General features: G+C 57.2%; 20 protein-coding genes. 8 read left to right on the top strand and 12 right to left on the bottom strand.

Annotated elements, in window-relative coordinates; genetic code table 11:
- Positions 1-136 precede the first annotated feature (136 nt).
- Both IF205_RS19145 and IF205_RS19140 read left to right on the top strand, forming a co-directional pair.
- On the top strand, positions 137-541 hold the full coding sequence (locus IF205_RS19145; protein WP_259780956.1) for a tellurite resistance TerB family protein: 405 nt from the start codon (positions 137-139) through the stop codon (positions 539-541).
- 7 nt (positions 542-548) lie between these two features.
- Entirely contained in the window at positions 549-1448 is a 900-nt protein-coding gene (locus IF205_RS19140; RefSeq protein ID WP_259780955.1) for an NAD(P)-dependent oxidoreductase, read from the top strand.
- A gap of 271 nt (positions 1449-1719) precedes the next feature.
- On the opposite strand, the gene IF205_RS19135 is transcribed toward IF205_RS19140, so the two are convergent.
- Both IF205_RS19135 and IF205_RS19130 read right to left on the bottom strand, forming a co-directional pair.
- Positions 1720-3444, bottom strand: a complete 1725-nt coding sequence (locus IF205_RS19135; RefSeq protein WP_259780954.1) for a methyl-accepting chemotaxis protein — start codon at positions 3442-3444, stop codon at positions 1720-1722.
- A gap of 495 nt (positions 3445-3939) precedes the next feature.
- Entirely contained in the window at positions 3940-4506 is a 567-nt protein-coding gene (locus IF205_RS19130) for a TetR/AcrR family transcriptional regulator (protein ID WP_259780953.1), read from the bottom strand.
- Positions 4507-4677: 171 nt separating this feature from the next.
- Here IF205_RS19130 and IF205_RS19125 point away from each other — a divergent pair, with 171 nt between their 5' ends.
- From IF205_RS19125 to nhaA, 3 genes are all read left to right on the top strand, one after another.
- Entirely contained in the window at positions 4678-5196 is a 519-nt protein-coding gene (locus IF205_RS19125; RefSeq protein ID WP_259780952.1) for an HPP family protein, read from the top strand.
- Entirely contained in the window at positions 5193-5795 is a 603-nt protein-coding gene (locus IF205_RS19120; protein ID WP_259780951.1) for a pyridoxamine 5'-phosphate oxidase family protein, read from the top strand. Before IF205_RS19125 ends, IF205_RS19120 begins: the two co-directional genes overlap by 4 nt.
- Positions 5796-5922: 127 nt before the next feature.
- Positions 5923-7122, top strand: a complete 1200-nt coding sequence (gene nhaA, locus IF205_RS19115; protein WP_375542661.1) for a Na+/H+ antiporter NhaA — start codon at positions 5923-5925, stop codon at positions 7120-7122.
- A 61-nt stretch (positions 7123-7183) separates the two neighbouring features.
- On the opposite strand, the gene maiA is transcribed toward nhaA, so the two are convergent.
- The 7 genes from maiA to IF205_RS19080 all read right to left on the bottom strand — a co-directional run bounded on the left by maiA (position 7184) and on the right by IF205_RS19080 (position 14138).
- A complete protein-coding gene (maiA, locus tag IF205_RS19110; RefSeq protein ID WP_259780950.1) occupies positions 7184-7819 on the bottom strand; it encodes a maleylacetoacetate isomerase in 636 nt (211 codons plus the stop codon).
- Between the two features lie 22 nt (positions 7820-7841).
- Entirely contained in the window at positions 7842-8525 is a 684-nt protein-coding gene (locus IF205_RS19105) for a fumarylacetoacetate hydrolase family protein (protein WP_259780949.1), read from the bottom strand.
- 76 nt (positions 8526-8601) lie between these two features.
- A complete protein-coding gene (locus tag IF205_RS19100; RefSeq protein ID WP_259780948.1) occupies positions 8602-9132 on the bottom strand; it encodes a PAS domain-containing protein in 531 nt (176 codons plus the stop codon).
- Between the two features lie 160 nt (positions 9133-9292).
- The gene (gene msrP, locus IF205_RS19095) at positions 9293-10267 is read right to left on the bottom strand and encodes a protein-methionine-sulfoxide reductase catalytic subunit MsrP (protein WP_259780947.1); all 975 of its coding nucleotides are present in this window, start codon (positions 10265-10267) and stop codon (positions 9293-9295) included.
- A gap of 145 nt (positions 10268-10412) precedes the next feature.
- The gene (locus tag IF205_RS19090) at positions 10413-10880 is read right to left on the bottom strand and encodes a Dps family protein (RefSeq protein ID WP_259780946.1); all 468 of its coding nucleotides are present in this window, start codon (positions 10878-10880) and stop codon (positions 10413-10415) included.
- Positions 10881-11001: 121 nt separating this feature from the next.
- Positions 11002-13035: an elongation factor G gene (locus IF205_RS19085; protein WP_259780945.1), complete on the bottom strand. Its 2034-nt coding sequence runs from the start codon at positions 13033-13035 to the stop codon at positions 11002-11004.
- 317 nt (positions 13036-13352) lie between these two features.
- Positions 13353-14138, bottom strand: coding sequence for a substrate-binding periplasmic protein (locus IF205_RS19080; protein ID WP_259780944.1), 786 nt, complete (start codon positions 14136-14138; stop codon positions 13353-13355).
- Between the two features lie 203 nt (positions 14139-14341).
- On the opposite strand from IF205_RS19080, the gene IF205_RS19075 reads away from it, so the two are divergent.
- Positions 14342-15670 carry a mechanosensitive ion channel family protein gene (locus IF205_RS19075; protein ID WP_259780943.1) on the top strand — a complete coding sequence of 443 codons (1329 nt, stop codon included), beginning with the start codon at positions 14342-14344 and terminating at the stop codon, positions 15668-15670.
- Between the two features lie 323 nt (positions 15671-15993).
- The gene (fbaA, locus tag IF205_RS19070; RefSeq protein ID WP_259780942.1) at positions 15994-17064 is read left to right on the top strand and encodes a class II fructose-bisphosphate aldolase; all 1071 of its coding nucleotides are present in this window, start codon (positions 15994-15996) and stop codon (positions 17062-17064) included.
- 57 nt (positions 17065-17121) lie between these two features.
- On the opposite strand, the gene IF205_RS19065 is transcribed toward fbaA, so the two are convergent.
- Together IF205_RS19065 and IF205_RS19060 are read right to left on the bottom strand one after the other, a co-directional pair.
- Entirely contained in the window at positions 17122-18930 is a 1809-nt protein-coding gene (locus tag IF205_RS19065) for a methyl-accepting chemotaxis protein (RefSeq protein WP_259780941.1), read from the bottom strand.
- Positions 18931-19139: 209 nt separating this feature from the next.
- On the bottom strand, positions 19140-20348 hold the full coding sequence (locus IF205_RS19060) for a pyridoxal phosphate-dependent aminotransferase (RefSeq protein WP_259780940.1): 1209 nt from the start codon (positions 20346-20348) through the stop codon (positions 19140-19142).
- A 210-nt stretch (positions 20349-20558) separates the two neighbouring features.
- On the opposite strand from IF205_RS19060, the gene IF205_RS19055 reads away from it, so the two are divergent.
- Complete coding sequence (locus IF205_RS19055) at positions 20559-21395, top strand: EamA family transporter (RefSeq protein WP_259780939.1); 837 nt, start codon at positions 20559-20561, stop codon at positions 21393-21395.
- On the opposite strand, the gene IF205_RS19050 is transcribed toward IF205_RS19055, so the two are convergent.
- Positions 21379-23964, bottom strand: coding sequence for a methyl-accepting chemotaxis protein (locus IF205_RS19050; protein ID WP_259780938.1), 2586 nt, complete (start codon positions 23962-23964; stop codon positions 21379-21381). The two genes, IF205_RS19055 and IF205_RS19050, sit on opposite strands and share 17 nt — an antisense overlap.
- Positions 23965-23966: the final 2 nt, after the last annotated feature.

The raw sequence follows: 23966 nt of genomic DNA, 5'->3' as shown, positions 1-23966 counted from the left end.
TTTGAAGGCGGGACCGTAAACGGCAGATGCGATCTTGTCGAGAGAATGATGATTTCTTTGTGGCAGGTCTGGTATGCTGTTTGTTGTCTTCCTATTTTGTAAGGCGTTTGATCGACTTAACGCGAAGAGAGGTTTTATGCTCACCAAGCACCAGGCCCTGGTTTATTGTATGGTCGTTACATCGGCTGCCGACAATGACATGACCGATGCCGAATTGATGAAAATGCGCGAGATTGTCTCCGTCCTGCCGGTCTTCGATGCCTATGATGAGGAAGACCTTCCCAAAGATGCAGGCAAATGTGCAGAGCTTCTGATGGATGAGGACGGCTTTGACCACGTTCTGGATCTGGTGCGTGAAAGCCTGCCGCTCAATCTACGTGAGACGGCTTATGCACTCGCGGTCGAGGTTGCTGCGGCTGACTTGCATGCCGCCCAGGAAGAGCTGCGTCTGCTCATGATGATCCGGCACAAGATGGATATCGATCGTCTGATCGCCGCAGGGATCGAACGCGGCGCACGCGCCCGTTACGCGCGCGGCTAATTCTGCAATGACTGTTCGTCTGGATGGCTGGGCCGTCGGCCTGATCGGTCTTGGCCTGATGGGGGTGCCGATGGCGCGTAACCTTCATCGGGCCGGTGCCGCCATGACCGTGACCAGCCGCCGCGATGCCGTGGTTCAGGCCCTGGCTGCGGAAGGAATGCAGGGGGCATCGTCGCCCAAGGCGCTGGCGGATGCCCTGCCTGCCGGGGCAGCAATCATTGTGATGGTAACGGATACGGCGGCCGTGCGTGCGGTGATTACCGGTGAGGATGGCTTGTTGGCGGGAGACCTGACCGGCAAGACTGTCATCGACATGGGAACGACGCAGGTTACCGATACCCGTGAGTTGGCAGCCATGGTCGCTGCACAAGGTGGGAGTTATGTGGATGCTCCCGTATCCGGTGGTCAGCTTGGGGCGGAACAGGCCTCTTTGAGTATAATGGCCGGCGGCTCCACCGAGGGGATCAAACGTCTGGCCCCGATTTTCTCCGTGCTGGGGCAGCGTTTCACCCATGTCGGCGATATCGGAGCCGGGCAGATTGCCAAGACGGCCAATCAGATGATTGTCGGCATGACGCTGGATGCCGTGGCGGAGGCTTTGAGCCTTGCCGAGGCCGCTGGCGCCGACCCGGCGAGGGTCCGGGAGGCCCTGACCGGAGGCTTTGCCGACAGTCGTATTCTCGAATTGCATGGCAAACGGATGATTGATGAGACATTCGAGCCGGGCGGGCGCGTAAGCGTGCAACGTAAGGACGTCATGCAGGCGCTTGCTCTGGCAGATACCGTCGGATTGTCTCTGCCGGGTCTGGCGAAAAACAGGCAGTTGTGGGACGAAATGGTTGCAACCGGGTGGGGAGACCTGGATCACTCTGCAATTATCAAGCTGATAAAGGCTCTGAAAAGCTGACCTGTGACGTATTAACTGGCTGAAAATTCACTATAAATTGAGCTATGCAAAAAATGCATAGGACGGTTGAGATATTGGCTCTGGCATGTGCAGGGCTAAAATCATACATAACCCGTGCTTCAGTTGTTGCGTTGCAACAACACTGGGGCGACGCTGCGGCTCCCCGCCGATTGTGCTGTCGCCTTGGTACATACGTCTCCCAGACGTGAAGCCTCCCTGTTCAACTTGCCGGAAGCCTTTGCTTCCGGCAATTTTTTTTCCTGCACAGCCCCTACAGATTGTACCCGACCCGCAACCCTCCCCAATGACGGCCGCTGACGGTTATGGGGAGGGACAGGTCCTTCATGAGGACGAATTGTCCCCCGCCCATATCGCGTAAATAGGACTGTACCAGGAAGGGTTTTTCATTTTGGCCCGCGGCCAGTCCTGTGCGATCGCGGAAGATGCGGTGGTTCCGGCAGTTGGCCGCGTTCCAGGTGGGATCGTCCGGGCGTTGGGGATGGCTATATTTCAGGTTATGGGTGGGCAGGTAACCCGTGCGATCCACTGCGGCGCAAAAGACGATGGCGTCATGAGCATCGAGAACGGGTTCCTGAAAACCGGGCAGTTCGGCATCGGCAAACTTTGTGAACCGCGTCAGATGCTGCACGGGTTCGGTTCCGCCGACCGGTTGATAGTCCTCGTCGAAGAGGTCCTGCAGGGTGATCTCCCCTTGACCGACTGCCTCCTGGAAACGGGTCTGAATCGCTTGGGCCGTTTTCATGCCGATGGCGATGATCGGCTGGTCTGGTCCAATATACAGCTCTGCGAATTGTTGGATCTTATTGCGGTCATCGCGGTTGAAGTTGATCCTGAGAGAGGAGCCGTCCTGAGGGATAAGCTGTCCGCGCAACTGACCGAGGGCGTGCACATCAACTGTAACCGTGGAGGCGTCCGACAGGTGATCATGCGAGAGACCGACAATAGCCGCGCCATCGAGCGTCATGTCCTGTAACTGGCAGGGATGACGTTGCTCGTCCACCAAAATGGATGCGGTTAATCCATAGGGGATGTCGACTTTGGTGTCGCCCTGTCTGCTGCGGGTGGCCTCAATCGCAACACGCAGGCGATTGCCCAGGTCGGCGATATTTCCAACCATGTTTTCGACCGTGCCTTCCTGGGTGGTGCTGAGGTCTTCTGCGATGGTTGCGCGTTCGGATACCTGGGCGACCGATCGCGTCAGGCCGCTTGCCACGGCAACGGTTTCTGTCGTCGTGTTGCCGATGCTTTCAATGGCGCCGTGCTGGTTTTGGACGAGGCCCACCATTTCATCGGTATTGGCGCGAACGCCTTCGACCGCATCCCCGATTTCCGTGATGGCGGCCACGACGGAATCGGTTACTTCCTGCGTCTGGGTAATGTGGTCGGCGATTTCCTTGGTCGCGTCCGCCGTTTGTCCGGCCAGGGCTTTGACCTCGTTGGCGACGACAGCAAAACCGCGCCCGGCCTCGCCTGCCCGGGCGGCCTCAATCGTTGCATTCAGCGCCAGCAGGTTGGTCTGATTGGCGATATCCTGAATGAGCTTTACGATGTCGCCGATACGGCTTGAGGTCTGTGACAGTTTCTGAATAACATTGGAGGCTTCTTCCATCTTATCCACGACGGTTCGGGTGCGCTCCAGGGTCTGGTTCAGCTTTTCGGAGATCATCCGGGACGATCCGGTCAATTCCGAGACCGTATTGGCAACGCGTTCTGCATCTGCCGCTGTGGTGGATGCGTCTTCTTCCAGGGAGGCGACGAGCCGGTGGACGTCTGAAATCGCCTGACGCATATCGCCGACAATCTGCTTTGTCTGCTCCCCGCCTGCCTGGACATTCGCAACGGTGCCGTCCATTTCTCCTGCCAAAGCATCCGAGAGGGTCAATAGTTCCCGGCGTTGCCGATAGGCATCGCGACGTGCTTCGTTCAGGGGTATCTCTTCAGAGGTGCCATGCGTCTTTACTGTCTGGTCGAACATTCCCTCACCTGTGCTCAAATGTTTCTTGTTTCTTGCCTGTTACGCTAGCGTGGAGGGAGGGGGCTGTGCACGCAAATAGCCTTGCTTTCGGCACCCTTTGTCAAAGATTTACAAAACCGGACATTGCCTTGTCATTCGAGGAGAACGGACTTGCAGCGCAGGACTTCACAATCGTTTTTTTGAGAAAATGTTCCTTAAGAATATAGGCGGGCAATCCACGGCATCATCGCGTCGGATGAGTTATGCAAGAATTGCATACGACGGTTGATTTTTTAGCTCTGGCATGTGCCGAGGGAAAGTCATACATAACACGTGCTTCAGTTGTTGCGTTGCAACAACACTGGGGTGACGCTGCGGCTCCCTGCCGATTGTGCGTTGCTCCGGATCATACGTCTCCCAGACGTGAAGCCTCCCTGTTCAACTTGCCGGAAGCTTTTGCTTCCGGTTTTTTTTGTGCATCGTGCGAATGCCCGGTGAATATCCCGGAAACGTTCGTCACTTTCCTTCCAGTCCTGCGCAAAGCAGGGTAGCCGCGCGTTTTCCGGTCTGTGCGGCATCGGGCTGATTGCAGACATGGGCCATGACAATCGCCCCTTCCATAAGAAGCATAAGCTGGTCTGCTAGCTCATCAGGGTTTTTGGCCTTTGCCGCCCGGCATTGTTCAAAAACATAATCCCTGATCAGCAATTTGTGGGAACGGGCGCTTTTATGCGGCAGATCGTCCTGATGCAGGTATTCGGCAGCCGCATTGATAAACATGCACCCGCAAAAACCATCCTGTGCAAACCAGTCGCCCAGGCTGTCGAACAGGCCGAGCAGGCGTTCCACGCCGGGCGCGGTAGTAACCTCGGTGGTTTCGATAAGCCACTTGCGGAAGGTTTCATCCCGATGCGCCAGGACGGCGAGTACCAGTTCTTCCTTGGATTTGAAATGATTGTAGAGCGTCATCTTGGCGACGCCTGCCTCCTTGAGGATCCGGTCGATGCCGGTGGCATGAAACCCCTCCCGCAGGAACAGGTTCAGGGCAACATCCAGAAGGTGGTCGCGTTTGCTTTTACTCATGATGCTCTCATCCGATTGAACAGACTGTTCTGTATAAACCCGGGGGCGCGAAAAGACCAGTTTGTGCCACTTGATGCAGTCGCAAAGCGAGGTGGAAAAATTTTATCTTGAAATAGACAGACCAGTCTGTCTATTTTTGTACTAACGGAGATTTAGTGAGGGATAAAACTGATGAAGACCTATTTCGGGAAACTGACCGGTGGTGGTGCATTGCCGGCGAAGCCTGCGTTACAGCATGTTTTTTGGTCCTGGACCGGTGCGGCGGTGGCGATTGGGCTGATTGCCTATCTGACGGAGATCAGCCAACAGCCGATCCTTATGGCCCCCCTCGGGGCGAGTGCGGTTCTGGCGTTCGGCGTTCCCGACAGCCCCCTGGCGCAGCCGCGTAACATCATTGGTGGCCATGTGTTGACGGCCTTGGTCGGGATGATCTTCCTGACAGCCTTCGGGGATGCCTGGTGGTCCATGGGACTTGCGGTTGCAACCGCCATCGCCCTTATGCAGGTCACGCGAACCGTCCATCCTCCGGCGGGGGCGAATCCTTTGCTGGTGATCATGCTGGGGGTATCCTGGGACTTTCTGCTGACCCCGGTCCTGGCGGGCGCGGTTGTCCTGGCCGTTTGTGCGATTGTTTTCAATAACCTCGCGAAGACCCGGCGTTATCCGGTTTATTGGGGGATCAAATCATGACGGGGCCATCACCTGCCAATATCATGTTTTCCGATGCGGTGCGGCAGCAGCAGACAAGGCGCGGCTCCCGACAGGCCTATGCCCGCATGGAGGAGCGAGGCGCCTTCAAAGACAAAGTCACATCGGAACTGGCGGAGTTTATTGCAAACCGGGATTCCTTTTATCTGGCGACAGCCGGGGCGAACGGGCAACCTTATATTCAACATCGCGGTGGTACCCCCGGGTTCCTGAAGGTGCTGGACGAGAGCAGGTTGGGCTTTGCCGATTTTTCCGGCAACAAGCAATATATCAGCATCGGAAATCTCAGCGAAAACGATCAGGTCTTTCTTTTCCTGATGGACTACGCCAACCGGCGAAGGGTCAAAATCTGGGGGAAGGCCAGGGTTGTGGAAGATGATGCGGATCTGCTGGCGCGTCTGGTGGTTGAAGGATATGGCGGTCGCCCTGAAAGGGCGATCGTGATTGAGGTGACCGCCTGGGACGTCAACTGCCCACAGCATATTACACCGCGCTTTACCGAGCCGGAGATCGCCGCCGTGCTGGAGTCCTATAGGCAGCGCATCAGGGAACTGGAAGCGGAGATCAGGCAACGCCACTAACCCCGTAAATCGGGCCTAAACCTTTGCGACTTGGAGAAAGTTGCATCTTCTAGTTTAATGATGCGTTGAAACATGAACGGTCGCCCCTACATATAGGGCGCTTTTACGCTGTCGCAGGGGTTATAATATGAAAAAGAAGCCGCAATTGCCTAAGTTGAAGGCAATTCAGCAATTCATGGAAATGGAAGCATCCGGGGGGATTGTCCTGGTTGTTGCGTCCGCTCTGGCGCTATTCGCCGCCAATTCAGCATTCTCGGGCAACTATCAGGCCTTTCTGGATGCCAAGTTCACCATCTCGTTGAACGATGTTGGCCTTTCCAAGCCCCTGATCCTCTGGATTAACGATGGTCTGATGGCGATCTTCTTCTTCCTGGTTGGTCTGGAGATCAAACGGGAAGTCATGGAAGGTGCGCTGTCGAGTGTGAAGCAGGCGTCACTGCCGGGCATTGCGGCGCTCGGCGGTATTATTGTTCCTGCACTGGTCTATTCCTATGTGAACTGGGGCGACGATGTCGCCATGCAGGGCTGGGCCATTCCGGCGGCGACCGACATTGCCTTCGCCTTGGGCGTGATGGCCTTGCTGGGACGGCGGGTGCCGGTGGCCCTGAAGGTCTTCCTGCTGGCGCTGGCGATTTTCGATGACCTCGCCGCCATCATTATCATCGCGATTTTCTATACCAGTCAGCTCTCCGGCGTGGCTTTGGGGCTGGCGGCGGCGTCGATCGTCCTGCTTTTCCTGATGAACCATTTCGGTGTCATGCGGCGTATTGCCTATGTGATTGTCGGTGTCGTGTTGTGGGTATGCGTGTTGAAAAGTGGCGTTCACGCGACCCTGGCCGGTGTAGTGCTGGCCTTTGCCATCCCGTTGAAGAGCAACGATCCGGAGCTTAAATCGCCTTTGAAGGTGATGGAACATGCCCTGCACCCCTGGGTGGCCTTTCTGGTCCTGCCGGTTTTTGCCTTTGCAAACGCAGGCGTTCCCCTCCAAGGGCTTAGCATGGACGCCTTTACCAACCCGGTTGCCCTGGGCATTGCCGCAGGTTTGTTCCTGGGTAAACAGGCCGGTGTCCTGCTGTTCGTGACGCTGGCCGTCTTCCTGAAGCTGGCGGATTTTCCGAAAGATGCGACCTGGCCGCAGATATACGGTGTCAGTGTGCTGACCGGGATCGGCTTTACGATGAGCCTGTTCATCGGGGGGCTGGCCCTTGATCCGGCGGTCTACGGTGTGGACTTGAGGCTGGGTGTATTGGGCGGCTCGATCATATCCGCCATCCTAGGGTATTTGATCCTGAGGGTGGCGAAGAAAAAGCCGGTAACGGAAAGCTGATACAGACAAAACAAGCGCCAGTCGGGACTGGCGCTTGTTTCTTTTTCAGGGCCGGTTTCTTTTATTCGGCGTCAGGCTGGTTGCCCGGCTTGGCCTTGTCAAAAGCATCCAGCGCCATGCAGGTATCAAAAATTCGGTTGATGGTTGGATAGCGGCTCATATCCACCTCAAAGCGGGTGTTGTTGATGACCTGCGGGACAAGGCAGATATCCGCCATGGTGACCGTGTCCCCAACGCAATATTTGCCTGAAGTCTCCGCCAGACGAGGTTCCAGGCTGTCGAATTCCACGGTCACCCAATGGCGAAACCAGGTGGCGACTTCCTCTGCATCATGGCCCAGCGGGTCTCCCAGATATTTCAGGACCCGCAAATTGTTGATCGGGTGGATATCGCAGGCAATCGCATAGCAGAGCGAACGCACCAAGGCCCGGTCAAATGGGTCTTTGGGGAGAAGGGCCGGTTCCGGAAAGGCCTCGTCCAGATATTCCAGTATCGCCATCGACTGGGCAATGACTTTGCCATCGTCCAGTTCCAGCGCAGGCACCAGACCCTGCGGATTTACCGACAGGTATTTCTCTGACCGCTGTTCGCCATGGCGCAGATGATAGGAAACGTAGTCATAGTCCAGCCCTTTCAGGTTCAGGGCGATCCGGGCGCGAAAGGATGTGGAGCTACGGAAGTAATTGTGCAGTTTCATCAAATCTGTCCTGGTTGAGAAGTCATGCGATGGTGAGGTCCAGGCTGCCGACCCGGTCCAGTTCCGCGTGCAATTGGTCGCCGCGATTGACAGGACCCACACCGGCAGGGGTGCCGGTGAAGATCAGGTCACCTGCCTGCAACTCGAAAAGGGTGGAGAGATAGGCGACAATTTCCGGCCCTTTCCAGATCATGGCGGCAATGTCGCCCTGCTGGCGCGTTTCACCGTTGATTGTCAGGCTGATGTGCCCTGTGTCCGGGTGTCCGATCTCGCTTGCCGGTCGGATGGCGCCGCAGGGGGCCGACTGATCGAAGGCTTTGGCCGTATCCCAGGGACGGCTGAGGTCCTTGGCGGTTTTCTGGAGGTCTCTGCGAGTGAGGTCAATGCCGACGGCGTAGCCGAAGATATGATCCGCGGCCTGTTCCAATGGAATATCACTGCCGCCGCTGCCCAGTGCGATGACAAGCTCTACTTCATGATGCAGGTCCGCCGTTGCCTTGGGATAGGGAATTGTGGCCCCATCCTGCACAATCGCGTCAGCGGGTTTCGTGAAGAAGAAGGGGGGCTCGCGATCCGGATCGTGCCCCATTTCAATTGCGTGGTCCGCATAGTTGCGCCCGACGCAATAGACCCGATGCACGGGAAAGTCCTGATTGCCTGTTGTTGGCACCGTTACGGATGGCATTGGTGGGAATACATACTGCATTGATCTGGTCGCCTTGAGAGGAAAAACTCTAACGGTGGCGATATGATAGCAATTTCAACCGCTTTGTCACGGCGCACTATTCCTGTCGTTCCGTCGGGCAGATGCCGACCACGAGGCGGGTGACGGTTTGGCCGTCACCGAAAGGCAGAATCAGACGCTTCCAGGCGGAAAAGTTGATTTGAACGGGCGGTGTATGCAGCGAGTATAACGATTCCCGGCGATGATAGACGGCACGATAATTGACGAGGAAATAATCCCGCAGCGGGGTCCAGATTTCGCTGACCTTCTGGCCGGTCAGGTCGTGGTGGCTGTGGGGTGTGACATTTGAACCGTATAGCCGCATGTAAAAATCCTGACCTTCGTCGATGGGTTCCAGGATCATGAGGTTTCCAAGAAGGCCGCGCAGGCCTACCGGGTCTATGGTCCCCGGTGAGGGCATCGCCGCGTTGCCCTTCTGCACTAGCCACCAGTTCAGAACCTGGGACAGATAGTCCTGGTCCATGCCCTTATTGTCGGGATTCCAGGCAAGGGCGGGCATGGGGGCGGCGAGGGCGTGGAAAAGCGCGTCGCAGGCGTTCAGGTCGCCGTCAACCAGTCGCTCGGCCATGGCCCATAAGATTTGGTCCTGCTCGTCCACAGGCATCCTCTTCCCGGTGGTCCCCGGGCACATCCTCCCATAGCAGAAATGTGCCGTGATATATCCTGTATAGAGCAGGCCCGTTCACGGCACAATGGGCATTTGCGGTATTATAGGATGTATGTTAGCGCTACATGAATAACTTTTCGCCTTTTTTGTTCTTGTAGAGATCAGCGACGAATTCTCCATAACCGTTGAATATTTGCGTTGGCACCCGCTCATCCGTGCCGAGGACGCGTTCCGTCGCCTGGCTCCATCGGGGATGGGGAACCTCCGGATTCACATTGGCCCAGAAGCCGTATTCGCTGCCCTGGATTTCTTCCCAGAAGCTTTTCGGGCGTTCGTCGGTGAAGGTGAAGCGAACGATGGATTTGATGGACTTGAACCCGTATTTCCAGGGTGTCACCAGCCGGATCGGTGCACCGTTTTGCTTGGGCATCGGCTTGCCGTAAATCCCGGTTCCGATAAAGGCCAGATCGTTGGAAGCCTCGTCAATGGTCAGGCCTTCGATATAGGGCCAGGGGTACCAGAAGGCGGACAGGCCGGGCATGGTTTTCTTGTCGGCGAGAGTTTCCATGACGACATATTTGGCGCTGCTCAGAGGTTTGGCGAAATCCAGCAATGCCCTCATCGGAAAACCGGTCCAGGGAACGGCCATGGACCAGGCCTCGACGCAGCGGTGCCGGTAGAGGCGTTCTTCCAGCGGCATCTTGCGGATCAGGTCATGGGCGTCGATGGTAATTTCCTTTTCGACCATGCCGTCGAATTTCAACTGCCAGGGCTGGATATTCAGGGACTGGGCCGGACCGGCCACATTCTTGCTGCTGCCGAATTCATAGAAATTCACATAGTTGAGGGGAAGCTTTTCTTCGGTGATCGGCCGGTCCAGGACGAATTTTTCGTTGCGGGTGGCCGGATAGAGGTCCGCCGTGGGCGCATTGTCGGCACCGAAGGCGCGGGTGCCGCTGCCCAGGAAACCAGCCATGGGCGCCAGGATCGAACCGGCGGCCAGTCCCTTCATCAGTTGACGCCGGTTCAGGAAAGTCGCTTCGTCCGCGACCTGGCTTTCGGGGATTTCCCATCCTCGTTTCGATTTGATCAACATTCCGGCGTCCTTTCCTGATTGGTCCTGTCCAATAGGTAGCCCCACCGGCGTTCAAGGCCAAGTCAAAGCCCTGTGAGCGGCTTGTGAGACCGCAAAAAGAAACCGCCCGGGTAAGGGCGGTTTCAATTCATTCATCCTGCGCCGTTCAGGCAAGCATGCTGCGCAGCATCCAGGCGGTCTTTTCATGGACCTGCATGCGCTGGGTCAGCAGGTCTGCGCTGGGCTCGTCGTTTGCCTCGTCCACAACGGAGAAAAGCGACCGCGCCGTTTTTACCACGGCTTCCTGACCTTCTACCAACTGGCGGATCATGTCTTCAGCGGACGGGACGCCCCGTTCCTCACGGATGGAGGTCAATTCGGCAAACTGGGCATAGGTACCCGGTGCCGGTTCGCCCAGGGCGCGGATACGTTCGGCAATTTCATCCACGGCTGTCGCCAGTTCGGTATATTGCTGCTCGAACATGGTGTGCAGGGTGTTGAACATCGGCCCCGTCACATTCCAGTGGAAGTTATGGGTCTTGAGGTAGAGGGTATAGCTATCCGCCAGCAGACGGGACAGGCCCTCTGCGATCTTTTTGCGGTTCTCTTCCGGAATACCGATGTCGATTTGCATATCTGCCTCCATTTTTTAAGCGAGTAATAAAATTATATGTTTATTATTCGCTATTTCAAGCCCTTTTAATAACAATTCTAAACTATGAAGGCTTGATGACAGAGGCATCGGCTATGCCGTGTCAGGCAACCTCCTTCTGTTCGGCGACGGCCTGGTCGGCTAATCTGCCGGTCAACTCCATAAGGTGGGCGAAAGTCCAGTTGAACCAACCAATTCCCTGGGTCTGCGAGCGGATTTCCATGATCAGATCCTGCATCTCCGATTGTGGCAGATAGGCAGATACTTCGTCCCAGCCGGGCCAGCCGTCCTTGGCAAGAAACCCGAGGATTTGCCCGCGCCGCTTGGACAGGATCGTCTGGGCGTTGGATGTGAAGGCATTCGGCACCGAAATATGCACCTCATAGATCGGTTCCAACAGGACCGGCTGGCAGGCGGGCATGCCTTCCCGCATGGCCTGGGCTGCTGCCTTCCTGAAGGCCATATCGGAACTGTCGACGGAATGATGCTGCCCATCGGTCAGGGTGACGGACAGGTCGACGACGGGAAAGCCGAGGGGGCCTGCGCCCAGATAGTCGCGCACGCCATTTTCGACAGCCGGAATATATTGTTTCGGAACGGCACCGCCCACGACACGGCTTTCAAAGGCGAAACCCGTGCCGCGTTGCTGAGGCCTTATATCCAGATGCACATCGCCGAATTCGCCATGTCCGCCGGTTTGTTTCTTGTGGCGGGCGTGAATGGCGGTCTGGTTTCTGATGGTCTCTTTATAGGCAACCTTCGGCGGCTCGCATGTGACGCCGACATTATATTGCCTCTCCAGCTTTTCCAGGGTCACACGAAGGTGCAATTCTCCCTGGCCCCAAAGCAGCAACTGTCTTGTGTCCTCATTGGATTCCAGGATGACCGAAGGGTCGTCTTCGACCAGCTTTGCAAGGCCGGTGGACAGGCGCACCTCATCTTCATGTTTCTGGGTGCTGATCGCCTGTGCAAAAACCGGCTTGATCGGTTCCGGCCAGCCGTCGGTGGCGTCCTGTATTCCCTGTTGCGTCAGCAGGTTGCCGGTTTTCACGCTGTCCATGCGGCCAAGGGCGACGACATCGCCCGCGCCCGCGCGGGACACCTTGGTCATGTTGTGCCCCTGCAGGTAGGACAGGCCGCTGACTTTTTCCGTGTCGAACAGATCGCCGTCCTTGATCTCACCACTCCACACACGGCAGATCGACAATTTCCCGATATGGGGCAGATGCAGTGTCTTGAAGACCTGGGCCTGGGTTGTTTTCTTTTGCGGCAGGCCAAGGCGGGCGGCAGTCGTTTCCGGCGCGGGGCAGTCGTGACGCAGGGCTTTCAACAACCGCCTTACGCCATAGTCATGTTCCGCCGACCCCATCAGGACCGGAACGATCAGGTCTTCGGCAAGGTCTTTGGTGAACTGTGCATAGACTTCGTCCGGTGAAGGCACCGTATCTTCCAACAGTTTTTCCAGAAGGTCGTCGTCGAAATCCGCCAGGTTTTCCAGCATTTCCTGCCGCGCTTCCTCCTCGCGGTCCTTCACGCTGTCGGGCAGGCTGATCAGTTTGGACGGTTGGCCTTCCTGATAGGCGTAGGCGCGTTCCGAGGTCAGGTCCACATATCCGGTGACGTTATCGCCATCGCGGATGGGAACCTCTCGCAGGACGAGGGGGCGCTGGGACGCGCTTTGCAGGGCGTCCATGACCTCGCGAATGGCGGGGCTGGTGCCGAGATTATCCATCTTGTTAATGAAGATAAGATGCGGAATCTTCTTGTCGTCCAGGAAATGCAGAATCGGCGCAAGGGCCATGGCTTTGTCGGGATCGGGGTCGCAGACGACGACAGCCATGTCGGCGACCATCAGGGCGTTTTGACTTTCATTGGCGAATTCAACGGAACCGGGGCAGTCGATAAAGGTCCAGGGCTGTCCCAGATAGTCGGCATTGGCGACATTCATTTCCACACTCATGGTATGGGCGCGGGCTTCCGGGGCGGAATCGCCCACCGTGTCGCCGTTCTGCACCTTGCCTTTCTTATGCAGGGTGCCAGAGGTATGAAGCATGGCTTCAAGCAATGTGGTTTTGCCGCTGAGATAGGGCCCAACAAGAACGGCAGTCCGCGGGGCTGTGATGGTGCTTCCCGGCATAATGACCTCCTTCCGTGCTACGGACGGATTGCGGGCATGCAAAATCGAGCCGGGACGGAACCCTTACAAACGCAACATATTCTGGTTTTTTGAAAAAAATCCTTGTTGCAATATCACTCTATACCGCTCCGGCGATGGACGATGCATTTCGACGCGATCCGCCCTGGTTTATCCACTAAGGGTTATCCTGACAGTCGGGTCGGCCGCCCTCTTTTCCGGGGCGGTTTCGGCCAATATTTACAGAGGTATGGTTGCAGGGCTTTATTTTTCGTTCAAGTGAAAACTCACAAGGCGCGGCAATTGAGCCCATGGTAGGGTCAGGCCGGAGGGGCGTGCCGGTATTTGTCCAGCAGCCTGGGCAGCAGTTGTTTTCGAAGGCCGGGGATTGCGTCCCAAAGCCGTTCCACCTGCATTTTATGTGCCTTGTAGTGGCCCTTGCTGCTCATCAGGTAATAGGCCCGGCTTTCTATCGGCGGGAAGACCTGGATCAGGTCGAACCCATGGGTTTTGATGGCGCGCTGGCCATCGAGCTCAAAGGTGACATAGCCATCCAGCCGCCCGAGCACGACCAGCCTGAACCCGGCATTGATATCGGAGAATTCCTGGACCGCCTGTCCACGCTTGCGAAGAATTCCGGCGATTGAATAGCCAAGGTCGACACCTAACGGCCCGTCGTGGCCCGTCAGTGTTTTGCCGTCCCAGCGAATAAGGGAGCCGGTGCGCGTGAACAGGTAGTAATTGGCAAAATGCAGGGCGCGGCTCTCGTCGGGAGCCCCATCGGCCTTCAACGGGTATTGGGCATAGACCGCACGGTCCGGCAGGTACGATCCCGCAATCACGAAGGCCGCGGCATTTTCCCGCAACATCAGGAGGCAACGTTTCCAGGGACGCCGTATCATGTCTATTGCAATGCCCTGTTTTTCTGCTGCGATCGAGACAAGTTCGATCAGCGCGCCGGGGGCATCAGGGATTGTCGAATCTTCTCCCCGAACAAAATTGCCCCAGCCCTTGTTTTCATAGCAGGCGGTCACCGCTTCATCTGCGAGTGCAGACGATGCCAGGCAAAGTAAGGCTGCCAGAGAGATAACGGTTTGCCTGATCATGCGGCTTCCCGGGTCCAATGGATTGTTGTGTGATTGGGCGGGTAGAATATTAACCTTTGTCGGTTAACGCGCGATTAACCGGAGATGAGACGCCGTTGTCCGGTAACCGGACGGGTTGCTTGCAACATTTCAATCATCACAGACACTTGCGGTGAAAACCTCCTTGTGCACAGAATAGGGGAACACCGCAGGAGATTTGGTTCATGGAGACCGTTACCCGGGCGGATATTTTGGCCCTATGGACGAGGGTGCAGGACTGGGTCGTTCGCCACGTCCTGACGCTGGACACGCTGATACAACTGGTGGCAATCCTTTTGCCGCTGGCGGTTGCCTGGGGCGTGCATCGCAGGCTGGCTGAATGGTGCCAGCGCAAGCGCCGGGACCTGAGCCTCTGGGCACCCTTCCGGCGCCTTCTTTCAATTACCGAACCGCTGACCCTGCCTCTCATCTGGCTTGCGGGGCTCTGGTTGATCTATCTCCTGCTGACCAGCGTCGGGCAGGAAACGCGGATTATCAATGTGGTGACGTCGCTGTTGACGGCCTGGGTGGTGATCCGTGTTATGGCGGGGGTTTTGCGGGGCGGCTTTTGGGCCCGTATCGTGGCCTATGTGATCTGGGCCATTGCTGCGCTCAACATCCTTGACCTGCTGGAGCCGACGGCTGAAGTGCTGGACGGGTTGGCCTTCAAGATCGGGGATGTCCGGTTGTCGGCCCTGGGCGTGGTGAAGGGCGTTCTGACGGCGGCGATCCTTCTGTGGGGAGCGACTGTCCTGTCGCGGTTTGTCGAGACACAGTTGCGCCGTTCCGTCCATCTGACGCCATCCTTCCAGGTCCTCAGCGCCAAACTGGCGAAGATAACCCTGATTACCGTGGCGGTCGTTCTTGCCCTGCAGGCGGTGGGCGTGGACCTGACCGCCTTTGCGGTCTTTGGCGGTGCGGTTGGTGTCGGCATCGGTTTCGGTCTGCAGAAGGTGGTTTCCAATCTGATCAGTGGCGTCATTCTGTTGTTGGACCGGTCCATCAAGCCGGGTGATGTGATCGAGCTTGAGGGGGCCTATGGCTGGATCAATACGCTGGGTGCGCGTTATGTATCGGTGGTGACGCGGGACGGGATGGAATACCTGATCCCGAACGAGGACCTGATCACACAACGGGTGATCAACTGGTCCTTCAGTTCCAAAACGGTGCGTCTGCGCGTGCCGATCGGCATATCCTATGATGCGGATGTCCGGCGCGCCATTGACCTGGTGAAGGAGGCGGCTTCCGAAGAGGAGCGGGTATTGGAAAACCCGCCGCCCAATTGCCAGATGACGGGATTCGGCGACAGTTCCATTAATCTGGAATTGCGCTTTTGGATTACCGATCCTGAGAATGGGGCGGGCAACATCAAAAGTGCGCTTTTGCTGCGTGTGTGGGACAAGTTCAAACAGCACGATATCGCCATCCCCTATCCGCATCGTGAGGTCATCATCAAGGAACAGCCCTGGATGACGCGGCCGACACCCGTCCCGGACGATGAAAAACCGTCCTGATCGCCTTGAAGGCGCTGTCTTCGGAGAGGCGGCATTGGTATCAAGTCACCAGCCGAACGGGTAGGTTTTCTCAACCCGCATGGGAGATGTGGCAGTGCAGTTGTTTTGCTATTGTCCAGGGGCGGATTGGCACCCTCCCGGTGAATTTGAAGTGGCCCTAAGGGGCAAAGAATGTTATGAAATCTATGTCTTTCAAGGGGGATTTGCCTGACGCTGCCGGCGAAGTACCGCAATCGTATGCCTTCGGGCAGGCGAACCTGTGGCGACCCCGGTATCTGTAAGGCGAAGCTTTCGTTTTTTTCTGAATGAGCGTGGGATCAGATATGGCTACTCTAAAACCCGGCGTTGTCTACGGAGACAGCTATCTTGAATTGCTGAAACGTTGCAAGGAAGGCAAATATGCTCTTCCCGGGGTCAACATTGTCGGCACCAACTCCCTGAATGCGGTTTTGGAGTCAGCGGCGCGCAACGAATCCGATGTGATCATCCAGATGTCCAACGGCGGGGCGCAGTTCTTCGCCGGGCAGGGGTTCCCGGATAGTGCCGAAGCCAAGGTCCTGGGTGCGGTATCGGCTGCCCATCATGTTCACCTGCTGGCGGAATATTACGGCGTCTGCGTGGTGCTGCATACCGACCATGCCAACCGCAAGCTGGTTCCCTGGGTTGATGGCATGATCGAACATGGCCGCCATTATTTTGAACAGCATGGCCGCCCGTTGTTTACCTCGCATATGCTGGACCTGTCGGAAGAAACGCTGGAAGACAACATCACGGAATGTGAGCGCGTGCTCGAGAAAATGGCACCGCTGAAAATGAGCCTGGAAATCGAGCTGGGCGTGACCGGTGGCGAGGAAGACGGTGTGGGCTCCGACGAGGATATCCACGACAATCCGAAACTTTATACCCAGCCGGAAGATGTTTTGCAGGCCTATGATCGTCTGTCCCAGATCGGCCATTTTTCCATCGCGGCCTCCTTTGGCAACGTGCATGGCGTCTACAAGCCGGGCAATGTGCGCCTGCGTCCTGAAATCCTGAAGAATTCACAGGCTCTGGTGTCGCAGACCCATAGTCTGGGCGATAATCCGCTGGATCTGGTTTTCCACGGCGGGTCCGGCTCCGAGAAGGAGAAAATCCACGAGGCAATCGACTATGGTGTCTTCAAGATGAATATCGACACCGATACCCAGTTTGCCTTTGCCCGTGCAATCGGCGCTTATGTGGACACGCACCCGAAGGCCTTCAAATATCAGGTCGATCCGGAAACCGACGAGCCGTACAAAAAGCTCTACGATCCGCGCAAATGGTTGCGGGCGGCAGAACTGTCCATGGTGGAACGCCTGGACGAGGCTTTTGCCGACCTGCGCGCAACGGGCAAGTCCCTCGCGAAGAACTGATAGCTGGCGAGCTCTCGAAAAAGGCGTCCCTTTCGGGCCGCCTTTTTTTATTGCGGCTTATTCTGCAGCCATAATGGCTGGTTTTTCTTCGCGCGGGCTTGTCCGCCGGTCGTTTGCAACCGATTGCCGTTGTTTCCGGCGGTCTGCCTCCGGTGCGGAGGTGCGAACAATGCGGACCAGGGTTTGTTGCAGTTCCTGGACCGCCAGTTCCAGTTCGCCGGCAATCTCGCGGGTCTCCTCGGACCGCTGGCCGACGGACTGCACTTCCTTGCTGACCGCGCCCACATGTTCCGAGACGTCGCGTGCAGCGGCGGCGGCCTCGCTGATGTTGCGGGAGATTTCGCCGGTCGCCGCACTTTGCTGTTCAACGGCAGCCGCGATTCCGCCGGTCGTGATATTGATCCGCTCGATCACGTCAAGGATGTCGGAGATGGATGAGACGGCCTGGTTGCTGACGGATTTCATCTCTTCGATCTGACCGGTGATTTCATCGGTCGCCTTCTGGGTCTGGTTTGCCAGCGACTTGACCTCGTTGGCGACAACGGCAAAGCCCTTGCCTGCCTCACCGGCCCTGGCGGCCTCAATCGTCGCGTTCAGTGCCAGCAGGTTGGTCTGATCGGCAATATCCGCGATCAGGGTCACAACATCGGATACATTTCGGCTGACATCGGACAGCGAGCCAACGATCCGGCGGGTTTCATTCGCGTTGTTAGAGGCCTCCTGGGCAACCCGACTGGCGGACGAAACCTGATTGGTGATTTCTGCAATGGAAGCGTTCAATTCCTCAGCCGCACCCGCAACCGTCTCCGTATTGGCCAGGGACTGTTCTGCTGCGGCAGCGACGGACTGGCTGTCGGCCATAACGCGATCCGTGGCATCGTGGGTCTGGGATGCATTCTCCGACATCTTGGTGGTCTTTTCGGAGACAACGCGAATGGCCTGACGCGCCTCGGATTCTACCTTATCGGCGACGGAGAGAATGGCCTTCAGGCGTTCCTGTTTGGTGTTTTCATCGGCTTTTTCTTTTTCGATCTGCAGCCTGTGGTTTTCCTGCAGGTTCTCTTTGAAGGTCTGCAGGGCGCGGGACATAACGCCGATCTCGTCCTTGCTGCGGCGCTGCGGCACCTCGGTTTGCAGGTCGCCATTGGAAAGCGAATCCATGCTGCCCGTCATCAAGGACAGCGGCTTGCTGATCTGCTGGCGTACCAGGACTGCGAGAACGCCTGTAATGGCAACGGCAGCCGCCAGGATTACGTAAAGGACAAGTTCCGCCTGATGCTCATGTGCTTCAGCACGTTGGGCGGAAATGGCTGTGAAGGACTTCACGGTCTCGATCACACCGGCCAGGTTCTTGTCCAGTTGGTTTCTTGTCTTTTCAATTGCCGCAGTCTGGTCGTTGAAGGACTTGGCGTCTCCGGCTTTGATTGAAGAACCCAGTTGATCCGGGGCAGCCTGGAATTTCTTGTGGTCTTTTTCCAGGGTGGCAATGGCTGCTGCGATCAGGCGCATTTTCTTTGTGGTTTCTTCGCTGAGCGCCATAGAGGACGCCTGGCGTGCGAACTCTTCTGCGTCTTTCAGGCCCTGGTCGATTTTTGCACCTATGGCCTGAAATTCTGCAGTGGCCTGTGCTGCCTCGTCGGAACCGTTGGTCATATGATGGCGGATAAGGCGCTCCAGTTCGACATCCTGTTCCAGTTGATAGCCCTTGATCGTGGCGAGTGAATTGGTCAGGGGAATGATTTCCTCTGCCAGTTCTTCAATCTCGTTGCCGATGGATACCATCTGGCGTTCTGCAAACAGAATTGCACCGGCAATCAACAGGAGGTTGATTGCAGAGAATATCCCGAGCTTATGCCCTAGAGTCATGGCCGATCCCCTATGATCTGTGAATTCCCGCTGCCGCGCAGCCAAACCTATACGATAGCTGTCCTGATCCCATTTGGAGACAGCGCAGGGATAAATAGATAGATAACATTAATGTTAGGTAAACGGAATTCAACTTTCTGTAGAACATATAGAAGAAAAAAGGGCACACCGGAGTGCGCCCTTTTCAATTACTCCAGGGAAACAGAGACTTAGCTCAGCGCCTCCACAGCACGTTTGATGCGTTTGCAGGCTTCTTCCAGAAATTCCGTTTTAGTTGCATAGGAAATACGGAAATGCGGGCTGAGGCCGAAGGCTTCACCATGCACGGCGGCAACGCCCTCTGCTTCCAGGATATAGGTGACGAAATCCTCGTCGGTTTCGATCACTTTTCCGTCGGGCGTCTTCTTGCCGATCACACCCTTGATAGAAGGGTAGACATAGAAGGCACCCTGCGGTGTCAGGCAGTCGATCCCGTCGATTTCGTTCAGCAGGGACACCACCAGATCGCGGCGTTCCACGAAAACCTTGTTGTTTGCGGCGATGAAGCTGTGGTCACCGTTCAGCGCCTCGACACCGGCCCACTGCACGAAGGTGGTGGCGGAAGTGGCCGACTGGCTTTGCAGCATGTTCATGGCCTTGATCAGGGCTTTCGGACCAGCCGCGTAACCCAGACGCCAGCCGGTCATGCAATAGGCTTTGGACAGGCCGTTCAATGTCAGGGTGCGCTCGAAGAGTTTCGGCTCGACCTGCGCAATGGTGCAGAATTCGAAATCGTCATAGACGAGGAATTCATACATATCATCGGTCATGACATTGACATGGGCATTGGCCGGTTCCAGCAGAACATCGGCCAGGGCCTGCAGATCATCGCGGGTGTAACCGCTGCCGGTCGGGTTGGACGGGCTGTTCAGGATCAGCCATTTGGTCTTGGGCGTGATCGCTGCGCGGAGCTGGTCCGGCGTGAGTTTGAAGTTGTTTTCAGCCGGGCATTGCACAAAGACCGGCTCGCCTTCGAACAGCGCTGTAATGTCCGGATAGGAGACCCAATAGGGGGCCGGGATGATCACTTCATCGCCCGGGTTCATGGTCGCCGCCAGGGCGTTGAAGATGGTCTGCTTGCCACCACAGCCCACATGAATCATGTCGGGCGTATAGTCCAGATTGTTGTCGCGCTTCAGCTTGGCGCAGATGGCCTCGCGAAGCTGCGGGATACCGGCGGGCGGGGCGTAACGGGTCTTGCCTTCGTCCAGAGCCTTCTTGGCGGCTTCCACAATATGGGACGGGGTGTCGAAATCGGGTTCACCCGCGCCCAGACCGATCACGTCGCGCCCGGCTGCCTTCAGTTCATTGGCCTTGGTAGTCACCGCCACGGTGGGAGACGGTTTGATGCGGGACAGACGGTTTGCCAGGATGGACATGGCGATACATTCCTCTAGTTCACAGGAGTGTGGTAGCAGAATTGCTTGTTGCGATTGTTGCGGGGCTCTAGGCTCCGGCACGGCACCTTACTCCCATGAATTCAGGCATTCAATGACCTCGCGCCTTATTTTGGTCGAAAAATTGTGTGGGTTTTTGCGGAATTGTACTGATTGCCACTTCTTTAGAGTAGAACACAAAAGGGGAAGGCCGTGTCTCTTGCCGTTACCGGCATTTTGCTGTTGTCCGCCGTTATCCACGCCTCATGGAATGCCTTGCTTAAATCGTCCGGTGATCGGGTTGCGACCATGGCGGTTTTGTTCGGGACCATGGGATTGATTGCGGCGACCGGTTTGCCCTATGTCCCGCCCATGACAAAAGAGGGCTGGCTGTGGCTGGCCCCGGCGGTTCTGTTGCACGGGATGTACGGCATGCTGTTGATCCGCATGTATGCCCATGGCGACCTCAGCCTTGCCTATCCCATTGCGCGTGGCGTGGCACCCCTGGCGGTATTGTCCCTGGCGGTTTTACTGGCCGGAGAAATCCCGACCGGCAACCAGATGATCGGGGTTGCTATCGTGGGTGTCGGCCTGCTGGGTTTCATGGGGCGCAATGCCAACGCAAGTGCCAAGGCCGTTATTTATGCCCTGATGACCGGGTTGCTGATTGCATCCTATACGGTGATTGACGGTATGGGCGTGCGGGCCACCGGCAGTGCGCTGACGTTTTCCGCGTGGCTATTCACGGCTTGGGGAATGGTGATGGTGTTGATCGCGGCCAGTGTAAGAGGCAAGGCGCTGGCAGGGCTGGTTGGTCAGCAATGGCGTCGTGCGGTGCCTGCGGGGGCAGCGGCCGGTCTGGCCTATACCGGTGTGATGTGGGGCCTGGGGCAGGCCAACATGGGTGGTGTGTCCGCGATCCGGGAAAGTTCGGTGATCTTTGCCGCCCTGATCGGCACGATGTTCCTCGGAGAGCCGATGGGGAAACGCCGGATCGGCGCTTCCCTCATCGTATGTCTCGGCATTGTGGTGCTTAGTTTGCCCCTCTGACGTTTGAGAGGAAGCGTTCCACTTCCTGGCCCAGAGCATCGGACTGCCCGGCCAGTTTCTCCGCCGTTTCCAGCAGGTCATTGGCAAAGCCACCGGTTTCGGAGGCTGCCTGGGTGACGGTGGAAATGGTCTGGGACACTTCCTGTGTACCTTCCGCCGCCTGACGCACATTGTGGCCGATTTCCTGGGTTGCCGTATTCTGCTGGTTGACCGAGTTGGAAATCTCGTTGGACAGCGAACTTACTTCCTGCACCGTCTGGGTGATCTCGCGGATTGCCTTTACCGCATCCGAGGTCGCCTGCTGAATGCCCTGCACCTGTTGGGAGATATCTTCGGTTGCCTTGCCGGTCTGCGAGGCCAGTGATTTGACCTCGTTGGCGACAACGGCAAAGCCCTTGCCGGCATCCCCGGCGCGGGCAGCCTCGATGGTGGCGTTGAGGGCCAGCAGGTTGGTCTGTTCCGCGATATCGGCAATCAGGTCCACGACCTCGCCGATCTTCTGGGCGGCTTCGGCCAGACTGGAGACCTGTTCGCTGGTGCGCTGGGCCTCGGAACCTGCGCGCTGTGCCACTTCGGAGGAATGGCTGATGCGGTCGCTGATGGTTTCCGAAGAGCGGATCAGGTCGTCCGTTGTCTTGGAGACGGTTTCCACATTGATGGAGGTTTCCTCAGCCGCCGCGGCAACCGTGGTTGCATGGCTGGAGGTGTTGTTGGCAAGGTCGGACATGGATTGTGCGGCGTTGCGCATATCCCCCGTCGCGGTGGCGACCTGATCCACGATACCTTTGACGCTGCTTTCGAATTCGTCGGCCAGCTTTCGCATGGCTTCCTTCTTCTCTTCTTCCGCGCGTTGTTCGGCCTCTTCCTGTTCTGTGCGCATCTTCTCCATTTCGCGGCCGTTGTCGCGGAAGATACGCACCGCATCGGCGATGCTGGTGATTTCGTCGTTACCGGCACGGGGCAGGCGGACCGTCAGGTCGCCGTCGGCGATGGTCTGCGTAATGCCTGCAAGGTTGACCAGACGGGCCGCGACGTTGCGGGCCACATAGAGCCAGCCGATCAGGATCGAAATCACGATGCTGACACCGGCGATCACCAGAAGCTGGGTTTTACCGGCATTCAGGATGCTTTCGGCTTCCGTGGACAGGACGTTGGTGTCGTCCAGGGTAGAGGAAACCAGCGTTTCCAGATGGCTGACGATCTTCTGGGCCAGATCGGCATTCTGCTGCAGGACCTGATTGGCGTCATTGATCGCCGACAGTTCCTTGAGGCGGATTGCCGGGACACCATCGGCTTCCGCGCCAAGGCTGATGAAATGCTTGATGCCCTCACCCAGGCTTTTGGCGGCATCCTCGTCGATCATATTCGCGAGAATCTCGTCCAGTTTCTTCTTCTCTGCGCTGAAGGCGTCGATGCGTTCGGCCATCATGTCGGCGTTTTCGGCCGTGCTCATGTCCACCAGACGTCCTGCGATGCTGTCTACCTGGGCGGATGTCTGCAGAAGCTGACGGGATTGCAGGGCACCGTCATAGACAAGGGAATCCAGTTGATCCGACAGTTTGCCGCGCAGGTTGCGGCCACCGGTCTGCAGGTCGCCTCGCGCGCGGCGGATCTGGTCGTCGAGCGCGTTGATCAGCTTGGGTCGCAACTCGTCCAGCTCCGCAATCCGTTTGTCCAGATTGCTTTGCAACGCTGTGTTGCCTTCCAGAATCTTGCGGCGCTGTTCGATGATGTTGTTGTCGCCGCTGCCGGCGTCGACCAGCTTTTGCAGGGCTGCCTTGAGAGATTCGTCTTCCATCAGTGACAAGGCGGAGGACAGGGAAAGGCCGGGGATCATGTAGTTGACCTCCTGTGCCTCCAGCTCCTTGATCGTCGTCGCCTGGGCTGCCAGAAGAAGGGCGAAATAGGCATTTGTCGCCTGGTCCTTCAGGGAGAAGGTCTGGAACATGACACCGGCGGTCCCGGTGGTCAGTTCCATGGTCTGTTTGCCCGCTTCCAACGCCAGCTTCTTGGCAGTACCTTCCATCCAGCGGCCACGGTCCGCGATCAGGGGATTCAACTGGCGCTGCAGGTTGGCGCGGGTCGATTCGACGGATGCAACGATATCTTCGCGATCCATCTGCAGGTTGATACGGTCGCCGACCAGGTCATTCTGGCGGCCGAGGTTACTTGCGATCTGGTCGATCAGATCCTGAAGGGAAGAGACCTGTTCGGGGTTTACGCCGCGTTCCTGCAACTGGTTCAGGAGGGACTGCAGCCCGGCCAGCCGCTTTTCCATGTCGGTATAGACGCTGTCGCGCTCGTCAAATGTGCTCGCGCCGTTCAGGCGCGGTGCGGCAGACGCAAGCGCCGTGCTTTGCTGCGACAACTGCTGGGCCACGTTCATTGTCGGCACACCCTTGCGGGTGACGCTCAACAATCCTGCCTCGATATTGTTGAACGAGATAATTCCGAAGACGCTGGTCAAAACCGCCAGACCGGCAATCGCCGTGATCGCGGCAATCAGCTTGAATCGGATACTATTCAAGAATGATCGAGACCTGGCCTCGTTCACTGTTGTTTCAGACATGG

Source organism: Aestuariispira ectoiniformans, from assembly GCF_025136295.1.
Lineage (GTDB): Bacteria > Pseudomonadota > Alphaproteobacteria > UBA8366 > Aestuariispiraceae > Aestuariispira_A > Aestuariispira_A ectoiniformans.
This window is presented reverse-complemented; position numbering and strand designations above follow the sequence as displayed.